We start from the raw sequence: 18,942 nt of genomic DNA, 5'->3' as shown, positions 1-18,942 counted from the left end.
GCAACCCTAGGCCGACCCCGGCGGTTTTGGGTAGTCGAGCACGGGACCGGTCAGCTGCCGGCGACCCGCAGCGACGACCGTACGAGGGTCGCGTGCAGCCGCGCGGACAGTTCGATCAGGCGTTCTGCCGTGGATTCCGCGTGCGCCCGCGTCTGCGGGCTGCGGTGCCGCCGCAGCGGGCCGATGACCTGTTCGACGAGGCCGGCGTCGCGGTCGGCGGCGGCCTTCAGGCCGCGCAGGTGGCGCGCCTGCAGCCCGTAACTGCCGAGTTCGGCGACGAGGCGGGCGACGGCGGCGGCGTCCGCGTCGTAGAGCCCGTCGGCGTCCGGGGCGACGAGGCCGAACGCCTCCCAGGACGCCAGCTCCTCCTCGCCGACGGCGGCGGTGCGCAGGAGGGTCGCGCGGTCGATACGGGGGTCGTGGGGCGGCTCCGCGGCGGCACCGGCACCGGCGCGGGCGCCGTCCGCGGGCTCGGCGTCCAGCTGCTCACGGATGACCTTCAGCGGCAGGTAGTGATCCCGCTGCATACGCAGGATCCGGGCCAGCCGCTCGACGTCCGCGGCGCCGAACTTGCGATAGCCGCCCGGGGAGCGCTGCGGCTCCACCAGGCCCTCGGACTCCAGGAAGCGAATCTTGGAGATGGTGACCTCGGGGAACTCCTCGCGCAGCACGGCGAGGACACCCCCGATGCTCAACTGCCGGTCGAGCGCCCGGCGTCGGTCCGGCCGGTCCGCTTCCGGGGCGGTGGTGCCGCCCCCGGGGGTGTCGCCCATCGCTTCCGTCCCGTGGTCGTCTTCTCCCGCCGTCAGGCGGTGCGCCGGCTGGCGAAGAAGACCAGCCGGAACTTTCCGATCTGCACCTCGTCCCCGCTGGTCAGCTCGATCTCGTCGATCCGCTCACGGTTGACGTACGTGCCGTTGAGGCTGCCGACGTCGGCGACGGAGAACCGCCCGTCCGGCGTCCGGCGGAACTCCACGTGCCGCCGGGAGACGGTGACGTCGTCCAGGAAGATGTCGCTCTGCGGATGGCGCCCGACGGTGGTCAGCTCGCTGTCCAGCAGGAAGCGGGAGCCGGAGTTGGGGCCGCGGCGGACGACCAGCAGCGCGGAGCCGGGCGGCAGTGCGTCGACGGCCGCCTGCGCCTCGGGCGACAGCGGCGGCAGCGTCTGGCCGGCGCCACCGGCGGCGACCTCGGCTTCGTACGCCTCAAGGCCCGAGATGGAGATCGTGGTCGTGGTCTCCGACGGGCGCTCGGGCGCCCCCGCCCGCAACGGGGCGCCGCAGTTGGAGCAGAACCGGCTCGCCTGCGCGTTGCGGGCCCCGCACCTGTTGCATACCGGCAGGTCCATGGAGTGAGCCTCCTGCTGCGGAACGCCCGCAGCGGCGTCGGGCGCATGCGGGCCTGGGCCGAACCCTCCACCCGCACTTGAGGTTGATGGTTCCCCGAAACCTATGCGGCCGGACGCGGCAGGGTCAACATAAGACTCGCCCTGACCACCCGAAATGTCGCCGGACTGCGGAGGCGCCTGATCGCGGTACAAGGCGCGCTCGCCGGCCTCGCCGCCCTGGGACGCGGACGCGGCGCGGTGCCGGCCCGGCCGTTCCGCCGAGCCCCTCCCGAACAACTTAGCGAACAACTTCACGGGCGATTTCCCCTTGACCGTCGGACAGGCCCGTGTTCGAGCAGGTCACTCGACACGCGCATCAGCGGCACCGGACATTCACTGAACGTCCACAACCCCCGGACAGTTTCCCTTACGCAACCGCAGCCGCTGCGTCGACCCCCGGTAACCACGAGGTCACGACGACGACCGAGCGTAGTCAGGCGGCTTCGCCCGCCGCAAGGCGTCCACGATGACCGTGTCCCGGGGCTCGATGGACACCGTAGCCTGCTCCTCCTCCATGGTCTGAACCACCCCACCGGGGATGTTCAGCGCGGGCTCCAGATCCTCGGCGCGGCCGATCACGCGGAAGACGTACGGCTGGGAGACCCGCCGGCCGTCGATCGCCACGTCGTTCTCCCCGGCGGCGGCGAAGTGTGTGCCGGCGACCACGCGCACGCCGTTGATCTGGATCGCCTCGGCGCCGGCCGCCCGCAGCTCCTGGATGGTGTCGAGCAGCATGTCCGCCTCGACCGCCCCCGCGGGGCCGCGGACGGTGATCTCGATGCCCGGGCCCTCGGCGGCGACGGTGCCGGCCAGCACGCCGAGTTCGCGCTCCTTGGCCTCCGTCTGCCGGCGCGCCTCCTCCGCCTGGTCGGAGCTGTTCTCCAGCTCCGCCTTCTGGTCCTCCAGGCGCTCGCGCTCGTCCTCCAGCCGCTGGGTGCGGTCGTCCAGCTCGTCGAGGATCCGGACGAGGTCCTCCTGGCGGGCGCCGCGCAGCGCGCTGGACTCGCCGGTGGAGCGGACCTGGATGGCCAGGCCCAGGCCGAGCACGAACAGCAGTAGGGCGACGATCAGTTGGGAGCGGGTCAGCCGGGGCGGCCACACGGCGTCGACCAGGCGGCGCCGGCCGGCGCCCAGCACGGGCCGCGGCGGGGCGGGCGGCTCGGGGGACGCGGCTCGCTCGGGTGGCGGCGGCCCGGGCGGCGATGGCGCGGAGGACGACGGCGCGGAGGACGACGGCGCGGGGGGCCGCTGCTGGGCACCCGGTCCCTGCTGGTCGGCCGGTCCCTGCTGGTCGGCCGGGCGCTGCTGGGCCGGTGGTCGCTGCTGGGCGGCCGGTCGCTGCGGTACGGAGGGCTTGCGCGGCGGCTGCGCGGGCGGCTGCGGCGGCGCGGCGGGCCGCCGCGGGGCCGGCTGTCGCGGCGGCTGCGGCTGCTGCCGGGAGGAGTGGCCCGCGGGCGGGTGCTGCCGCGGCGCGGACGGGCGTGGCGGCACGCCCGGCGCGCCGGGCGTGCCCTGCGGGTACTCGGCGGGCGGGTCGCCGGGGCGCGGGGAGTTCGGAGGAGTCTCGTCGGGCACGGGCCTCACGCCTGGAAGACGTGCCGCCGGATGGCGGCGGCGTTGGAGAAGATCCGGATGCCGAGCACCACCACGACGCCCGTCGACAGCTGCGCGCCGACGCCCAGCTTGTCGCCCAGGAAGACGATCAGCGCGGCCACGACGACGTTCGAGAGGAACGAGACCACGAAGACCTTGTCGTCGAAGATCCCGTCGAGCATGGCCCGCAGCGCCCCGAAGACCGCGTCGAGCGCGGCGACGACGGCGATGGGCAGGTACGGCTCCAGGCCCGCCGGCACCACGGGCTGGACGACGAGGCCCATGACGATTCCCGCGACGAGACCCAGTACGGCGATCACGAGGGGTTGTTCTCCTTCGGTTCTGCGTGGCGTACGGACAGGCCGGCGGCGGCCGGCAGCCGGAGGTCGTCCCGCGCGGAGATCCCGGCCCTGATCCCGTAGTTGTCCTCCAGCACGTCCAGGTACTGGCCGTCGGCGTTCTCCCGGAACCGCTCCAGGAGCCGCTCACCGTCACCGATGGCCAGCACCGTGTACGGCGGTGCCAGCGGGCGGTTGTCGACGAGGATCGCGTCGCCGGCCGCGCGGATCGCGGACAGGGCGGTGAGCCGGCGGCCGTTGACGGAGACCGCCTCGGCGCCGGCGAGCCAGAGCCCGTTGACGATGCGCTGCAGGTCGCGGTCGCGGACCCGGCCGTCGTCCGCGAAGCTGGTCGAGCCACGCGGGCCGCCGGCCGCGCCGGTGCCCGCGTCGGCGGCGTCGTCGACCACCAGACGTACGCCGGGGCCCTCGGCCTCGGCCGCACCGGCCAACAGCGCGAGCAGGGCGGCCCGGTCGCCTCCGTGCTCCTCCAGCGCCTCGCGCTGCCGGTCGGCCACCTCGTCGTGCAGCTGCTCGACCGTGTGGTCGAGGTCGTCCGCCGCGGCGGTACGATCCTCGACCCGGTCGATCAGCTCCTCGCGCTCGCGGGCGAGGTCGGGCGCCTCGACGCGGGCCTCGGCGGCGCCGACGGTGAGGACCAGCGCGGTGAGCACCAGGCCGACCGCCAGCCAGGCCCGCCCGCGCAGCCGCTGCGGCAGCCGCTCCCCGCGCGGGCGGGCACCGTGGCGCGCGGCGGCTTCGGCGTACCCGTCGTCCAGGCTGTGGTCCATCAGCCGGGTCAGCAGCGACATGGAGGCGTCCGGACGGGGGCGTGCCGGTGCACTGCTCCGTTCGGGGGGCTGCTGCGGCATGCCGGACATCGTTGCACGCCCGGAGGCCCTACGGTGCCGCGACCCCTGGGTTAGGTGAAGTCTCTCTCCGCCGTGCCCGCGTCAGTCGCCGCTCCCGTCGCCGCTCCCGTCGACAACTGCCGCCCACTCGTCGAGGAGGGCTTCGGCGGACGCCTGGTCGGGACCCTCGGCCCACAGGTGCGTGACCGCCTCGGCGCGGTCCGGCAGCACCAGCACCCAGCGCCCGTCGGGCTCCACGACGCGCACGCCGTCGGTGGTGTCCACGTCCCGGGAGCCCGCGGCCTCCACCACCCGGCGCATGATCATGCCCTTGACCGCCCACGGGGTGGCCAGGTCCCGGCGCAGCACGTGGGCGCGTGGGATGCGGGCGTCGATCTGGCTGAGGGTGAGCTGGGTGCGCGCGACCAGGCCGGTGAGCCGGGCGAACGCGGCGGCGCCGTCGAAGACGGAGGAGAACTCCGGGATGATGAAGCCGCCGCGGCCGTCGCCGCCGAAGACGGTGTCGTCCATGCGCGCCACCCGGGCCAGGTCGTCGGGCGACGTCGTCGTCCACTCCACTTGGGTGCCGTGGTACGCGGCCACCTGCTCGGCGATGCGCGTCGTCGTCACCGGCATCGCCACCCGGCCGCTGCGCCGCTCCGCCGCCACCAGGTCCAGCATGACGAGCAGCGCCCGGTCGTCCTCGACGATCCGGCCCTTCTCGTCGACCAGCGAGATGCGCTCGCCGACGGGGTCGAAGCGCACGCCGAAGGCGGCGCGGGCGGAGGCCACGATCTCGCCGAGGCGGACGAGGCCGGCCCGGCGCGACTGCGGCGTCTCGGTCGGCTGGGACTCGTCCAGGCCCGGGTTGATGGTCAGCGCGTCCACCCCGACGCGGCCGAGGAGGCTCGGCAGCACCAGGCCGGCGCTGCCGTGGGAGGCGTCGACGACGACCTTCAGGCCGGCTTCGGCGATGCCCCCGGTGTCCACGGCGCGCAGCAGCGAGCCGGTGTAGGAGTCGAAGACGCTGGCGGGGAAGCGCAGGTCGCCGATCTCGCCGGGGAACGCCCGGCGGTACTCCTGACGTGCGTAGACGCGGTCGAGCTTGCGCTGCGCGGCCTGCGAGAGGTCGGCACCGCGCTCGTCGAGGAACATGATGTCGACGGAGTCCTGCACGCCGGGGGTGGTGCGGATCATGATGCCGCCGGCGCTGCCGCGGGCGGTCTGCTGCCGGGCCACCGGCAGCGGCACGTTCTCCAGGTCGCGTACGTCTATGGCGCTGGCCTGCAGCGCGGAGATCACCGCGCGCTTGAGCGCGCGGGCGCCGCGGGAGTGGTCGCGGGCGGTGGTGACGCTAGAGCCCTTCTTCAGGGTGGTGGCGTACGCGCCGGCCAGCCGGACGGCGAGTTCGGGGGTGATCTCGACGTTGAGGATGCCGGAGACGCCGCGGGCGCCGAAGAGGTATGCCTGGCCGCGCGACTCCCAGATCACCGATGTGTTGACGAACGCGCCCGCTTCGATGGTCTTGAAGGGGTAGACGCGCACATTGCCCTGGATGATCGATTCTTCTCCGATCAGGCACTCGTCGCCGATGACCGCGCCGTCCTCGATCCTCGCGGCGCGCATGACGTCGGTGTTCTTGCCGATGACGCAGCCGCGGAGGTTGCTGTGGCCGCCGATGAAGACGTTGTCGTGGATGACGGCGCGGTGCAGGAACGCGCCCTGCTTGACGACGACGTTGGAGCCCAGGACCGAGTGCTCGCGGACCTCGGCGCCCTGCTCGACCTTGGCGTAGTCGCCGATGTAGAGCGGGCCGCGGAGCACGGCCTCGGGGTGCACCTCGGCGCCCTCGGCCACCCAGACGCCGGGCGAGATCTCGAAGCCGTCGAGGTCGAGGTCGACCTTGCCCTCCAGCACGTCGGCCTGGGCCTTGACGTAGCTCTCGTGGGTGCCGACGTCCTCCCAGTAGCCCTCCGCCACGTAGCCGTAGATGGGCTTGCCGTCCTTCATCAGCTGCGGGAAGACGTCGCCGGACCAGTCGACGGAGGTGTCCGCCTCGACGTAGTCGAAGACCTCGGGCTCCATCACGTAGATACCGGTGTTGACGGTGTCGGAGAAGACCTGGCCCCAGGTGGGCTTCTCCAGGAACCGCTCGACCTTGCCCTCCTCGTCGACGATGGTGATGCCGAACTCCAGCGGGTTGGGGACCCGGGTGAGGCAGACGGTGACCAGCGCACCCTTCTCACGGTGGAACGCGATCAGGTCGGTGAGGTCGAAGTCGGTGAGCGCGTCCCCGGAGATGACCAGGAACGAGTCGTCCTTGAGCGCCTCCTCGGCGTTCTTCACGCTGCCCGCGGTGCCGAGCGGACGGTCCTCGTTGGCGTACGAGAGCTCCATACCGAGCTCCTCGCCGTCCCCGAAGTAGTTCCGCACCAGGGAGGCGAGGAACTGGACGGTCACCACCGTCTCCGTCAGCCCGTGGCTTTTGAGCAGCCGCAGGACGTGCTCCATGATCGGCCGGTTCACCACCGGCAGCAGGGGCTTGGGCATGCTCGCGGTCATGGGGCGCAGGCGGGTGCCTTCGCCCCCAGCCATCACGACGGCCTTCATATCGGAAGCGTCCTCCTTGGGCGTGAGACGGCGATGCCGGCTGCCGCCTAATCGGGGGTGGTGTCCGCGCGGGCGTCTTCTCGGATGAGACGGCGTACCTGGATGAGGTAGAGACCGCCGGCCCACCAGTACAGCGCTGTACCCCAGCCGGCGAACGCCCATCCGAAAATAGCAGAGAGTGACGAGAGCCATCCACTTCCGTCACTGAGCAGGAGCAGTGGGAAGGCGTACATGAGACAGAAGGTGGCGGACTTGCCCAGGAAGTTCACCTGCGGCGGCGGGTAGCCGTGGCGGCCCAGCAGCCACACGGCCACGCCGACGATCGCGTCCCGGGACAGCAGCGCGACGGTCAGCCACAGCGGCAGGATCTCCCGCCAGGTCAGGCCGACGAGCGTGGCCAGGATGTAGAGGCGGTCGGCGGCCGGGTCCAGAATGCGGCCCAGGTTCGACACCTGGTTCCAGCGGCGGGCGAGCTTGCCGTCGAGGTAGTCGCTGATGCCGCTGAACGCCAGGATCGCCAGCGCCCAGCCGTCCGCGTTGGGGCCGTCGAACTCGGGCCACAGGATCAGCCACAGGAAGACGGGCACCAGGACGAGCCGGGCCATGCTGAGGAGGTTGGGAACAGTGAAGATCCGGTCCGCCGAAGCAGCCGTCTCCTGGACCTCCACCCGCCCGCCTCCCCGTCCGATCCCGCCAGTCCCGCCAGATGCGCCGACGATGCGCTCCGACCTTACCCGTCTACGGACACGGGCCTGCGCGCAGGCCGGTTCGGGGGCCGACTCCGGGGCGGGCTCCAGGGCGGGGCGGCGGGGCGTCCCGGCGGGGACCAATCGGCGCGAAACCTCAAATTCCGATTGGTTACGCTTCAGGAGCGGCGCGGCCCTCACGGACACGGGCGGCGCCGACCCCCCGCTGTTTCCTGGAGGCCCGGGCATGACCCAAGTCTCGTCCCCGCTCACCGGCCGCGCCATCGGACTCGCCGGTGGTGGCCCTGGATGCGGGCAAGGGCGCGCTGAGAGACGTGAAGGTCCCGCTTCCCGTGGCACTGACCACAGGCCACCGCAGCAGGTCACCATGCGGAAGACTGGTGACGCGACACTCCGTCTCACTGAGACTTCCCACTCGACCGTTGCCGGCTTCGTGGCGGTCAAGCCCTGACCGCTGCCCGCGGGCAGGGCAACAGCGTGACTGCACGGGCGCCGCGCAGTGCCGCGGTTCAGACAGATCGACCCGGAGAGGTACTGATGGAGACGACCCTGCGAGGCGTCGGCGTGAGCCACGGGGTGGCGATCGGCGAGGCACGGCAAATGGGCACGGCGGTGCTCGAACCGCCGGCGAAGCAGATTCCCGCGGCGGAGGCGCCGCGCGAGCAGGAGCGGGTACGCAAGGCCGTGGAGGCGGTCGCCGCCGACCTGACGGCGCGCGGCAACCTGGCCGGCGGCGAGGCGCAGGCCGTGCTGGAGGCGCAGGCCATGATCGCGCAGGACCCGGAGCTGGCGGCGGACGTGGAGCGGCGGATCGCGGTCGGCTCCTCCGCCGAGCGGGCCGCGTACGACGCCTTCGCGGCGTACCGCGAACTGCTCGCCGGCGCCGGGGAGTACATGGCCGGGCGGGTCGCCGACCTCGACGACGTACGCAACCGGATCGTGGCCCGGCTGCTGGGCGTGCCGATGCCCGGCGTGCCGGACAGCGACGAGCCGTACGTCCTCATCGCCCGCGACCTGGCGCCCGCCGACACCGCCCTCCTCGACCCGTCGCTGGTCCTCGGCTTCGTCACCGAGGAGGGCGGGCCGACCAGCCACAGCGCGATCCTCGCCCGCGCGCTCGGCGTGCCGGCCGTGGTGGCGCTGCCGGGCGCCGGAGAGCTGGCCGAGGGCACGGTCGTCGCCGTTGACGGCTCGACCGGGGAGGTGTTTGTCGAGCCCGGGCCCGACAAGCGCGCGGAGCTGGAGCAGACGGCGGCGGAGCGCAGGGCGGCGCTGGCGGCCGTCAGCGGCCCGGGGGCGACCTCCGACGGGCACCGGGTGCCCCTGCTGGCGAACGTCGGCGGCCCGGGGGACGTGCCGGCGGCCGTGGCGGCGGGAGCGGAGGGCGTGGGCCTGTTCCGCACCGAGTTCCTGTTCCTGGACGACAGCGGGACGGCTCCGTCCGAGCAGGCGCAGATCGAGGCGTACCGCAAGGTGCTGGAGGCGTTTCCGGAGGGGCGGGTCGTCGTACGCGTACTCGACGCGGGCGCCGACAAGCCGCTGGAGTTCCTCACCCCAGCCGACGAGCCGAACCCCGCGCTCGGCGTTCGCGGGCTGCGCTCGCTGCTCGCCCACCCCGACGTGCTGCGCACGCAGCTCACCGCGCTGTCCAAGGCGGCGGCCGGGCTGCCCGTCTACCTGGAAGTGATGGCGCCGATGGTGGCGGACCGCAGGGACGCCGCGGACTTCGCGGTGGCGTGCCGGGAGGCCGGGCTGTCCGCGAAGGCGGGCGCCATGGTGGAGATTCCGGCGGCGGCGCTGCGGTCGCGGGCGATCTTGCAGGAGGTCGAGTTCCTGTCGCTGGGCACCAACGACCTGGCGCAGTACACCTTCGCCGCCGACCGCGAGGTCGGGGCGGTGTCCCGGCTGCAGGACCCGTGGCAGCCGGCGCTGCTGGACCTCGTGTCCTTCGCCGCGGAGGGCGCCAAGGCCGAGGGCAAGAGCTGCGGCGTGTGCGGCGAGGCGGCGTCGGATCCGCTGCTGGCGTGTGTGCTGACGGGGCTGGGGGTCACGTCGCTGTCGATGGGCGCGGCGGCGATTCCGTACGTACGGGCGACGCTGGCGAAGCACACGCTCGCGCAGTGCGAGCGCGCGGCGTCCGCGGCGCGGGCCGCGGACACGGCGGAGGAGGCGCGGGAGGCGGCGCGGACGGTGCTGTCCGGGGAGTAGGCGGGCCGCCTCGGCCGGGGCCGACTGATCGTGCTTTGCGGGGCTGCCGAAGTGAGCGGGCGGTACGGGAGTTGCGCGCGGAGGTGCGGCGGAGCGGTCTGTTCCGCGAACCCGCCCCTTCCCGAAACCGGGGCTGCCGCCCCGGACCCCGCACACCGCCGCCGGCCGGCGCGGCCCGCCACGCGGTGCTCCGCGGCGCGAGCCGCCGCGCCGCGGCGTCATCGGTGGCAGCCCTTCTCCGGGCGGGACAGGGGGGTGCCGGCGCAGTACGCGACGCCGGGTTCCGGGGGCAGGGGGGCTCCCGTTCTGGCGTTGGTGCAGTACGCCGCGTAGACCTCCTTCTCCGTCAGCGGCTCCGGCCAGCCGTCCAGCAGCCGCCAGCCGCGCACCCACTCGCTGCCGTCCGCCCGCGTCGTACGGGCCACCACGCCGCCCGTCCCCGACGTGGCGATCCCCGCCGCCAGCACCAGCCGCAGCGCCTCCGCGTCCGGGAGGCGCAGCCGCGGCGCCCTCTCCCCCGGCGACACCGCGCTGCGGGCCACCGCGACCAGGGGGAAGCCCGCCGCCCGGGCGGTGCACACCACGTGCTGCGACCCCGGGCCCAGGGCCTCCGTCAAGCGGTCGACCAGCACCCCCGCGCGGGCCAGCGCCGCGTCCGCGCGGTGCTCGCCGCACTCCTCGCACCTCCCCGCCGCCGCCAGCAGCGCCGCCGCGCGCTCGCGGGAGCGGCTGCGCGCCGCCGCGTCGAGCAGCTGCGGCACCAGCCGGTCCATGGGCTGGCCTCCGTACGGCACCGCGGGGCCGCGGCCGGCGGCCTCCGCCACATACCGGCAGCGGCTCACCGACGTGTCCGCGTCCAGACCGCGCTCGGCGCAGAAGCGCGCGAAGCCCGGCGGGTCGAAGAGCGCCACCGCCGTGTACGCCCCTTGCGCCGCCCGGGCCCGCAGCACGCCCTCCACCTGCCGCAGATACGCGGCGTGGTCGTCGAACAGGAAACTCGCATATCGCCGCATCGCCGCGAAGTCCGCGGCATCCGCCAGCAGCCCCACCGTGCCCGGCATCTCCCGGCGCAGCAGCCGGGCATCCGTCCTCGTACGCGCCATGACTCCCCCTCTACGGAGCGCAACAAATCACTACGCACCGTAATCGGGGGGTCTGACAACGCCCGCGGTCAGCTCCGCTCGCGCGCCAGCCGCTCGTAGAACCGCAGCAGCTCCACCCGGTCCACCGACCCCGGGTTCACCGCCTTCTCCAGCGGCGTGCCCTGCAGTACCCGCTTGACCGGCACCTCCAGCCGCTTGCCGGTCAGCGTGTGCGGCACGCCCTCGACCTCGATCACCTCGTCCGGCACGTGCCGCGGCGACAGCTGCTCGCGCAGCGCGTCGCGGATCCGGTCCCGCAGGGCGTCGTCCAGCCGTGCACCGGCGGCCAGTTGGACGAAGAGCGGCATCCAGTACCCGCCGTCCGGCAGCTCCACGCCGATCACCAGCGACTCCCGCACCTGAGGCAGCCGCTCCACCACCTCGTAGATGTCCGCGGACCCCATGCGCACGCCCTGCCGGTTCAGCGTCGAGTCGGAGCGGCCGTGGATGACGACCGAGCCGCGCGAGGTGAGCGTGATCCAGTCGCCGTGGCGCCAGACGCCCGGGTAGGTGGAGAAGTAGCTGTCCCGGTAGCGCGCGCCGTCCGGGTCGTTCCAGAAGCGCACGGGCATCGACGGCATCGGTTGGGTCACCACCAGCTCGCCCACCTCGTCCGTCACCGGCTTACCCGCCGGGTCCCACGCCTGCAGGTCGGTGGCCAGGGACACCGCCTGCAGCTCGCCCAGGTGCACCGGCAGCGTCGGCACCGCGCCGGCGAAGCAGCTGCACACGTCCGTGCCGCCGCTGACCGACGCGATCCACATGTCCGTCGCCCCCGCCGGGCCGCCGGCCCGGTGGAACTCGTCGTGGATCCACCGGAACCCGTCCGGGGGCAGCGGCGAGCCCGTGGTGGCGACGCAGCGCACCCGCGCCAGGTCGAGGTCGCGGCCCGGGTGCACGCCGGCCTTGCGGCAGGCCATGACGTACGCCGCGGAGGTGCCGAAGAACGTCGCCCCCGTGCGCTCCGCGACCCGCCACTGCCCCGCCACGTCCGGGTGGCCCGGGCTGCCGTCGTACGTGATCACGGTCGCGCCCACCAGCAGGCCGGAGACGAGGAAGTTCCACATCATCCAGCCGGTGGAGGTGTACCAGAAGAACCGGTCGTCCGGACCGAGGTCGCAGTGCAGGGCGAGCTGCTTGAGGTGCTCCAGCAGGATGCCGCCCTGGGACTGCACGATCGCCTTGGGCAGGCCGGTGGTGCCCGAGGAGTACAGCACCCACAGTGGGTGGTCGAACGGCACCTGCTCGAAGACCGGTTCGACGCCGGTCGCCACCAGCGCGTCCCACTCCAGGGCGCCGTCGGGCGGCGCGGTGCCGAGCAGCGGGACGTGCACCACGGCGCGCAGGCCGGGCAGTTCGCGGCGCAGTTCGGCGACGGTCTCGCGGCGGTCGTGCTCCTTGCCGCCGTAGCGGTAGCCGTCGACGGTGACGAGCACCGCCGGCTCGACCTGGCGGAAGCGGTCGAGGACGCTGCGCGCGCCGAAGTCCGGGGAGCAGGAGGTCCACACGGCGCCGACGGCGGCGGTCGCCAGCAGCGCGACGACGGCCTGCGGGATGTTCGGCAGGTACGCGCCGACCCGGTCCCCGGGCCGTACGCCGAGCCGGCGCAGCTCCGCCGCCAGCGAGCCGACCTGCGCGCGCAGCTCCGCCCGGCCGACGGCCCTCGGCTCGGCGCCCTCGGCGACGTGCAGCAGCGCCGGCCCGCCCCCGTCACCGGCCCCGCCCTCGGCCCGGTCGCCGAGGTCCGCGCGCAGCGCGTGTTCGGCGTAGTTGAGCCGGGCTCCGGGGAACCAGCGGGCGCCCGGCATCGCGGTGTCCGCGAGGACCGTCTCGTACGGGCTGGAGAACCGGATGTCGAACCACTCCGCCGCCGCCCGCCAGAACCGCTCCAGACCGCCGTCCGGCGCCACCGACCAGCGGTGCAGCGCCGCGTAGCTCGCCTCCGGGTCGCCCGGGACGGGCGCCGGCGCACCGTGGCGTCCGGCGGCCCAGCGGTGGAAACGGGTCAGCTGCGCCTGCTCGATGCGCTCCGGCCCCGGCCGCCACAGCGCGGCGGGCGGCGCAGGCGCCGCAGACAGCACGGACGGCGCGGGCGGTTCGGTGGGCGGCTGGCTCGGCATGGCGTGACTCCCGTGGTACGGCATCCGCATGAGGGTCCGCGCCGCCGCCCGTCGAGCGGGGCCGCCGGGGCGCACGCGGAGCGCCCGGCGAGCTGTGGCCGGTGCTCCGGTGAGACGATGCCACGTGATCGAATGCGGCACCAGTACGGCCCGCCCGTGCCGCGTCCGGCGGGCCCACGGGGCGCGTGACCGCACTCCCGGTGAACAGCGGTTGAACTCTCTCGCTCGCCGGGGTGCGCGGTGGCAGGCTGAACAGCATGGATCCCTCCGCCCTCACCCGGCGTGCCCGCGCGCTGCGCGCCGCCGTGCGGAACCGGCGGGCCGACGCCGCCGCACTCCCCCGCCGCGGGGTGGAGCGGGCGCGGGTGCCGGGGCTCGCGGTCGCGGCCGAGCCGGCACCCGGCGGGGGCATGGTCCGCTTCGCCCGCTCCGCGCTGCAGCTGCGCGTGACGACGGCGGGCGCGGTGTTCTGCGGCTGGGACGGCGCCGAGCCGGAGCCGTCGTACGCGCTCGCCCGCGGGCCGGAGACAGACGTGCGCGTGGAGCTGGAGCCGGACGCCGCGGGCGGCGGCTGGCGGGTGGTGTCGGAGCGGGTCACGGTGGCGGTGTCGCGGCGCGGGGCGGTGGAGGTACGGACGCCGGCCGGCGTGGTGCTGCGCCGGGAGCAGCCGCCGCGCTGGTGGGAGACGCCGGACGCGCCCGGAGGCGAGGGCGAAGGCGACGGTGTACGGCGCTGGGTGCAGCGCGCGCACGTCGCCCCGGACGCCCGGTTCTTCGGCCTCGGTGGCCGCTCCGCCGGCCCCGCCCTGCCCGACGGCCGCTACCGCCTGTGGAACAGCGACCCCGGCGGTGCCTTCGCCCCCGGCGACGATCCGCTGTCCCTCACCATGCCCGTGCAGTTCGTCGTCTCCGACGCCGGCTGCCATCTGCTCTTCCACGACAACTCCTGGGACGGCAGCGTCGAGCTGTGCCGCGGTGAGGAGGGCGCGGGCTCCGGCCACGACCGCCCCGGCCGGATCGAGGTGCGCATGGCCGGCGGCCCCCTGCGCTACTGGGTGATGGCCGGCACCCCCGCCCGCGTCCTGCAGAGCTGGGCGGCGCTCACCGGCTCCCCCGCCGTCCCGCCGGCCTGGGCGCTGGGCTACCAGCACGCGCGCTGGGACCTCGGCGGCGCCGAGGGCGTACGCCGGGTGGTGCGCGGCTACCGCGAGCGCGGCCTGCCGCTGGCGGCCGTGCACCTCGACATCGACCACTACGACGGCCACCGCGTCTTCACCGCCGACCCGCACCGCTACCCCGACCTGCCCCGGCTGGCCCGCGAGCTGGCCGCCGGCGGCGTGCACCTGGTCTCGATCGTCGACCCGGGTGTGAAGGCCGAGCCGGGCTACCCGGTCTACGACGCCGGCGTGGCCGCCGACGCGTTCGTACGGGACGCGCGCGGCCGGCCCGTACGCGGCGTGGTATGGCCGGGCACCTCGGTCTTCCCCGACTTCACCGACCCGCGGGCGCGCAAGTGGTGGGGCGGGCTCTACGCCGAGCGGCTGCAGCAGGGCTTCACCGGCTTCTGGCACGACATGAACGAACCGGCGTCCTTCGCCGCCTTCGGCGACACGACCCTGCCCCGCTCGGCCCGGCACGCCCTGGAGGGCCGCGGCGGCGACCACCGCGAGGCGCACAACGTCTACGCCCTGCTCATGGCCCGCGCCGCGTACGGAGCGCTGACCAGCCTGCGGCCCGACCGCCGCCCGTTCCTGTTCTCCCGCTCCGGCTGGGCCGGCCTGCAGCGCTACGGCGGCACCTGGTCCGGCGACGTGGCCACCGGCTGGGCCGGGCTGTCCGCGTCGCTGGCGCTGGTCGTCGGCCTCGGCCTGTGCGGGGTGCCGTACTCCGGCCCGGACGTCGGCGGGTTCAGCGGGCGGCCGGAGCCGGAGCTGTATCTGCGCTGGCTGCAGCTCGGCTCGTACCTGCCGCTGTTCCGTACGCACTGCGCGTTCGACGCGGGGCGGCGCGAGCCGTGGGAGTTCGGTCCCGAGGTGCTGGAGCACGCGGGCGCGGCGCTGCGCGAACGGGAGCGGCTGCGGCCGTACCTGGCGACGCTGGCCCGGCTCGCGGAGCGCACCGGCGCGCCGTACGTGCGCCCGGTGTGGTGGTACGACCCGGCCGACCGGGCGCTGCGCGAGACGGCGGACGCCTTTCTGCTCGGGGACGCGCTGCTGGTGGCGCCGGTGCTGGCCGCGGGGGTGCGGCGGCGGGCGGTGCGGCTGCCGGCGGGCCGGTGGTACGACACGGCGACGGGCCGCGCCCTCAGGGGCCCGGGCACGGTGCAGCTGGACGCGCCGCCGGCCCGGGTGCCGGTGCTGGCCCGGGCGGGCGCCGTGCTCCCGGTGACGGGCCCGGACGGCGGCACGGAGCTGGAGGTGTGGGCGCCGGCACCCGGCGTCACGGGCGGCGGCGTGGTCGTACGGGACGACGGTGACGGCTGGGCGGCGCCGCGGCTCGACCGGTACGTCACGCGCTGGACGGGCCGTACGACGGTGCAGCGCGAGGACGGCTCGGAGCCGGACCTGCCGGTGCGGATACGGGGCGAGTAGGCCCCGGGAAGAGCGCCGACCTGCCGCTCCGCCCGCCCGAACGATCTCCGCCGCGCCCTTCCGCGCGCGCCCGCGAGCGCGATAGTGATAAGGGCCATGCCAAAGAACGCCGCCCTCGCGCGCCCCCAGACCCGGCTCGCCGTCCTGGCCTCGGCCGCGGCCCTCGCCGTCACGGCCACCGTGGCTCCCCCGGCCACCGCGAAGCCGGAGCCGACGGCTCCGAAGGAGTTCGTCGCGCTCTCGGACGTGGACCGTACGATCCTGCACGACATCCGCTACGTCACCCGGCACAACTTCACCGGCGAGCGCATCGACGGGTACGTCAAGCCGATGTGCATCCTCACCGAGGACGCCGCCCGGGCGCTGAAGAAGGCGCAGCGGGCGTTCCTCCGGGACGGATACTCCCTGAAGGTCTACGACTGCTACCGCCCGCAGCGTGCCGTGGACCAGTTCGTCGAGTGGGCCGAGGACCTGGACGACCAGCGGATGAAGGACGAGTTCTACCCGCGCGTGGACAAGTCCCGGCTCTTCGAGGACGGCTACATCGCCGAACGCTCCGGGCACAGCCGCGGCAGCGTCGTGGACCTCACGCTGGTGAAGCTGCCGGCCGAGCCCACCCGGCCGTACGTCCCGGGCGAACCGCTCGTCGACTGCGCCGCCCCGCGGCAGGAGCGCTTCCCCGACAACTCCGTCGACATGGCGACCGGCTACGACTGCTTCGACACCCTCAGCCACACGCTGGACGAGCGGGTGCGGGGCGAGCAGCGCGCCAACCGGCTGCGGCTCAAGGAGGGCCTGGAGGCGGCGGGCTTCGTCAACTACGAGTACGAGTGGTGGCACTTCGGGCTCGCGAACGAGCCGTTCCCCGACACGTACTTCGACTTCCCGGTCCACCGTCGCTCACTGTCCGGGCGCGGATAGCCGGGACCGCTCCTTGTAGACTGAGCCGATCATGTTCGATCACATTCGGCATCGGCCGCCGGCCGCGCTGACCAGAGAGCGCGAAATCGTGCTGGCCTGCGCTCCTCTTCGTACCCGCGCAAATCTGTCCAGCATCGTGCGCACCGCCGGGTGCTGCGGAATCACCAGGGTCATCGCGTGCGGTAGCGGGAAAGTCGACCCGGACGTGGCACGGGACAGCTTGGAGCACGTGAGGATCGAGGTCCGGCGGACACTTCCCCCCGTGCTCAAGGCTCTCCGCTCGGAGGGATACCGGGTCGTCGGCCTGGAGCAGACGACGAACTCGCACAGCCTGCACAGCTTTTCCTTTCCCCGGAAAACGGCCCTGGCCGTCGGAAACGAGCGTCTCGGCCTCACCGAGGAGGAACTGAAGTTCGTCGACGACTGCGTCGAGATTCCGGTGTGGGGAATGCCGCACAGCTACAATGTGGCGACCGCGACGGCGATGGCCCTGTACGAATACTGCAAGCAGTACCCCGAAGGCTGATCCGCGGCAGGCGGCCCGGGACGGCTCCTCGCGGAGAAGTACCCGGGCAGGTCCGCCGCTGGCGATCACCGGCCAGGCCAGCCCCCGTTCGATGAGAGACATGAGGATGACAGTGCCCAGTTGGCGGGAAATCCGCAGCACTCCGGCGCTACTGGAGGACGACGCGGTCCTGGTGCTGAACAAACCGGCCGGGATCTCCGTGATGGGCGAGCGGCACGGAACCGATCTCGTGGAGCTGGCCGAAGAGGCGGGAGAGCAGCTGTTTCCGGCCCATCGCGTCGACAAGGTCACGTCCGGTGTCGTCCTCTTCGCGAAGGACCTGGCCACGCACGGTGGATTGACCCGGCAGTTCAACAAGCGGACCGTCGACAAGGCGTACCTGGTCGTCACCAAGACCGCCGGATTGCCCGACCGGGGAACGATCGAGCTGCCGCTGAGCGTCGGACGTAAGAACAGGGTGCGTATCGCCGCGGCCCGCGAGGATATTCGGGCCGACGAAAAAGAAGGCCGTTGGTGGGTCGCGGAAGACGATCTCCTCGACGTGAAGAACTATCCGTCGACCACCTGTTTCCGGACGCTCTGGAGCGACGGCGAGTATTCGGTGCTCGTCGTCCGGCCGCTCACCGGCCGGCGTCACCAGATCCGTGTCCACCTCGCCTGGACCGGCCACCCGATTCTGGGCGATCCCCTCTTCGACAAGGCCGCCGCGGCGGCGGGCCTCCGGACGCACCTGCATTCCTGGCGACTGGGCTTCGACGCTTCCTGGCGCGACGGCAGCCGCATCGACGTGGTGGCCGACCCGGACGAGGACTTCTGGCAGCCGCTGGCCGGCACCCTCTCCGCGGAAGCGGTCGCCCATCTCCTGCGCGAGGGTGCGGGGCTCGCCGGCCCGGCGAAGTCCTGACCCCGCGGACACCGTCGGTTGCGGCACCGGGCCGCGATACATATGAGGCTGTCGTGTCCATTGTCTTGACGGCCCATCAGCCCAGGTGAACACTGCCGGATGTCAGTCGGGCATCGCCGCACGACGGCCCCGCCGCCCTGTCTCCCACCGGCGATACGCCACGCTGACGCGCGCTCGCAGCGGTCGCCGGACGGGGCATGGGCACCCTCCCCGCCGGCGCTCGACGTCTTGGCAGCAGCCAGGGAAGAACGGACCCTTTCGTCTCGACCGGGACCGCGTCCCGGTGGGTGAGCTCGAGGAGCCGCAATGGACTATCCCAACGGGGACATCTTCGCCGGTGAAGTAATCGGCACCGCCATACTCATCCTGTTCGGCGCCGGCGTCTGCGCCGCCGTCACCCTGGAGAAATCCAAGGCCAAGGGCGCCGGCTGGGTCGTCATCGCCTTCGGCTGGGGCTTCGCCGTGCTGGCGGGCGCGTACACCGCCGCGCCCCTGTCCGGCGGGCACATCAACCCGGCCGTGACCCTCGGCGTCGCCGTCGAGAGCAACGAGCACTGGGGGAAGGTCCCGCTCTACATCGCCTCGCAGATGCTCGGCGCCCTCATCGGCGCGGTGCTCGCCTGGCTCGTCTACTACGGCCAGTTCGCGCGCAACGCGAACCGCGAGACCGCCGTCGAGACGCTCGGCATCTTCTCCACCCGCCCGGAGATCTACCACCCGTGGCAGAACCTCGTCACCGAGATCATCGCCACCATCGGCCTCGTGCTGCCGATCCTCGCCTTCGGGCTCACCACGGGGCTGGGCAAGTCCGGCACCCAGGTCCTGATCGTCGCGCTGCTCGTCGCCGGCATCGGCCTGTCGCTCGGCGGGCCGACGGGCTACGCCATCAACCCGGCCCGCGACCTCGGCCCCCGTATCGCCCACGCGCTGCTGCCCATCCCCAACAAGGGCACCAGCGAGTGGAACTACGCCTGGATCCCCGTCGCCGGGCCGCTGATCGGCGGCGTGCTGAGCGCGCTGATCTACAAACTCGCCTTCTAGCAG

Annotated in this window: 15 protein-coding genes; 6 read left to right on the top strand and 9 right to left on the bottom strand. The window is 73.5% G+C overall.

The window, feature by feature from the left end; all coding sequences use genetic code 11:
* Positions 1–50: 50 nt before the first annotated feature.
* The 7 genes from ftsR to clsA form a co-directional block, all read right to left on the bottom strand.
* Positions 51–773 (bottom strand): transcriptional regulator FtsR, encoded by a 723-nt coding sequence (gene ftsR / locus T328_RS05720; RefSeq protein ID WP_496494751.1) that lies wholly within the window; start codon positions 771–773, stop codon positions 51–53.
* 32 nt (positions 774–805) lie between these two features.
* Complete coding sequence (locus T328_RS05715) at positions 806–1,642, bottom strand: double zinc ribbon and FHA domain-containing protein (protein WP_496494750.1); 837 nt, start codon at positions 1,640–1,642, stop codon at positions 806–808.
* 156 nt (positions 1,643–1,798) lie between these two features.
* Entirely contained in the window at positions 1,799–2,878 is a 1,080-nt protein-coding gene (locus tag T328_RS05710; protein WP_496494905.1) for a DUF881 domain-containing protein, read from the bottom strand.
* A gap of 89 nt (positions 2,879–2,967) precedes the next feature.
* A complete protein-coding gene (locus T328_RS05705; protein WP_027744874.1) occupies positions 2,968–3,300 on the bottom strand; it encodes a small basic family protein in 333 nt (110 codons plus the stop codon).
* Entirely contained in the window at positions 3,297–4,190 is an 894-nt protein-coding gene (locus T328_RS05700; protein ID WP_496494749.1) for a DUF881 domain-containing protein, read from the bottom strand. Before T328_RS05700 ends, T328_RS05705 begins: the two co-directional genes overlap by 4 nt.
* Before the next feature lie 81 nt (positions 4,191–4,271).
* Positions 4,272–6,779, bottom strand: coding sequence for a sugar phosphate nucleotidyltransferase (locus T328_RS05695; protein WP_496494748.1), 2,508 nt, complete (start codon positions 6,777–6,779; stop codon positions 4,272–4,274).
* Positions 6,780–6,826: 47 nt separating this feature from the next.
* On the bottom strand, positions 6,827–7,447 hold the full coding sequence (gene clsA / locus T328_RS05690; RefSeq protein WP_496494747.1) for a cardiolipin synthase ClsA: 621 nt from the start codon (positions 7,445–7,447) through the stop codon (positions 6,827–6,829).
* Between the two features lie 576 nt (positions 7,448–8,023).
* Between clsA and ptsP the strand changes: the two genes are divergently transcribed.
* Complete coding sequence (ptsP, locus tag T328_RS05685) at positions 8,024–9,694, top strand: phosphoenolpyruvate--protein phosphotransferase (protein WP_496494746.1); 1,671 nt, start codon at positions 8,024–8,026, stop codon at positions 9,692–9,694.
* Positions 9,695–9,912: 218 nt separating this feature from the next.
* Here ptsP and T328_RS05680 read toward each other — a convergent pair whose 3' ends face one another.
* Positions 9,913–10,797: a DUF8829 domain-containing protein gene (locus T328_RS05680; protein WP_496494745.1), complete on the bottom strand. Its 885-nt coding sequence runs from the start codon at positions 10,795–10,797 to the stop codon at positions 9,913–9,915.
* Between the two features lie 68 nt (positions 10,798–10,865).
* A complete protein-coding gene (locus T328_RS05675) occupies positions 10,866–12,956 on the bottom strand; it encodes an acetoacetate--CoA ligase (RefSeq protein ID WP_496494744.1) in 2,091 nt (696 codons plus the stop codon).
* 257 nt (positions 12,957–13,213) lie between these two features.
* Between T328_RS05675 and T328_RS05670 the strand changes: the two genes are divergently transcribed.
* The 5 genes from T328_RS05670 to T328_RS05650 all read left to right on the top strand — a co-directional run bounded on the left by T328_RS05670 (position 13,214) and on the right by T328_RS05650 (position 18,939).
* Positions 13,214–15,547, top strand: coding sequence for a TIM-barrel domain-containing protein (locus T328_RS05670; RefSeq protein WP_496494743.1), 2,334 nt, complete (start codon positions 13,214–13,216; stop codon positions 15,545–15,547).
* 96 nt (positions 15,548–15,643) lie between these two features.
* The gene (locus tag T328_RS05665; protein ID WP_496494742.1) at positions 15,644–16,468 is read left to right on the top strand and encodes a M15 family metallopeptidase; all 825 of its coding nucleotides are present in this window, start codon (positions 15,644–15,646) and stop codon (positions 16,466–16,468) included.
* Positions 16,469–16,499: 31 nt separating this feature from the next.
* Positions 16,500–16,994, top strand: coding sequence for a TrmH family RNA methyltransferase (locus T328_RS05660; protein ID WP_496494741.1), 495 nt, complete (start codon positions 16,500–16,502; stop codon positions 16,992–16,994).
* A 100-nt stretch (positions 16,995–17,094) separates the two neighbouring features.
* The gene (locus tag T328_RS05655) at positions 17,095–17,898 is read left to right on the top strand and encodes an RluA family pseudouridine synthase (RefSeq protein WP_496494740.1); all 804 of its coding nucleotides are present in this window, start codon (positions 17,095–17,097) and stop codon (positions 17,896–17,898) included.
* A gap of 306 nt (positions 17,899–18,204) precedes the next feature.
* Positions 18,205–18,939: an MIP/aquaporin family protein gene (locus T328_RS05650; RefSeq protein WP_496494739.1), complete on the top strand. Its 735-nt coding sequence runs from the start codon at positions 18,205–18,207 to the stop codon at positions 18,937–18,939.
* Positions 18,940–18,942 lie beyond the last annotated feature (3 nt).

It is taken from the genome of Streptomyces sp. CNX435 (assembly GCF_059570575.1).
The sequence above is the reverse complement of the archived record's forward strand: the minus strand, read 5'-3'. Positions and strand labels throughout refer to the sequence as shown.

What these genes read in the sequence shown, in the direction of transcription:
- ftsR (WP_496494751.1), bottom strand. Translation starts at nt 773, where the DNA reads ATGGGCGACACCCCCGGGGGCGGCACCACCGCCCCGGAAGCGGACCGG.
- T328_RS05700 (WP_496494749.1), bottom strand. Translation starts at nt 4,190, where the DNA reads ATGCCGCAGCAGCCCCCCGAACGGAGCAGTGCACCGGCACGCCCCCGT.
- T328_RS05695 (WP_496494748.1), bottom strand. Translation starts at nt 6,779, where the DNA reads ATGAAGGCCGTCGTGATGGCTGGGGGCGAAGGCACCCGCCTGCGCCCC.
- ptsP (WP_496494746.1), top strand. Translation starts at nt 8,024, where the DNA reads ATGGAGACGACCCTGCGAGGCGTCGGCGTGAGCCACGGGGTGGCGATC.
- T328_RS05680 (WP_496494745.1), bottom strand. Translation starts at nt 10,797, where the DNA reads ATGGCGCGTACGAGGACGGATGCCCGGCTGCTGCGCCGGGAGATGCCG.
- T328_RS05675 (WP_496494744.1), bottom strand. Translation starts at nt 12,956, where the DNA reads ATGCCGAGCCAGCCGCCCACCGAACCGCCCGCGCCGTCCGTGCTGTCT.
- T328_RS05670 (WP_496494743.1), top strand. Translation starts at nt 13,214, where the DNA reads ATGGATCCCTCCGCCCTCACCCGGCGTGCCCGCGCGCTGCGCGCCGCC.
- T328_RS05665 (WP_496494742.1), top strand. Translation starts at nt 15,644, where the DNA reads ATGCCAAAGAACGCCGCCCTCGCGCGCCCCCAGACCCGGCTCGCCGTC.
- T328_RS05660 (WP_496494741.1), top strand. Translation starts at nt 16,500, where the DNA reads ATGTTCGATCACATTCGGCATCGGCCGCCGGCCGCGCTGACCAGAGAG.
- T328_RS05655 (WP_496494740.1), top strand. Translation starts at nt 17,095, where the DNA reads ATGAGGATGACAGTGCCCAGTTGGCGGGAAATCCGCAGCACTCCGGCG.
- T328_RS05650 (WP_496494739.1), top strand. Translation starts at nt 18,205, where the DNA reads ATGGACTATCCCAACGGGGACATCTTCGCCGGTGAAGTAATCGGCACC.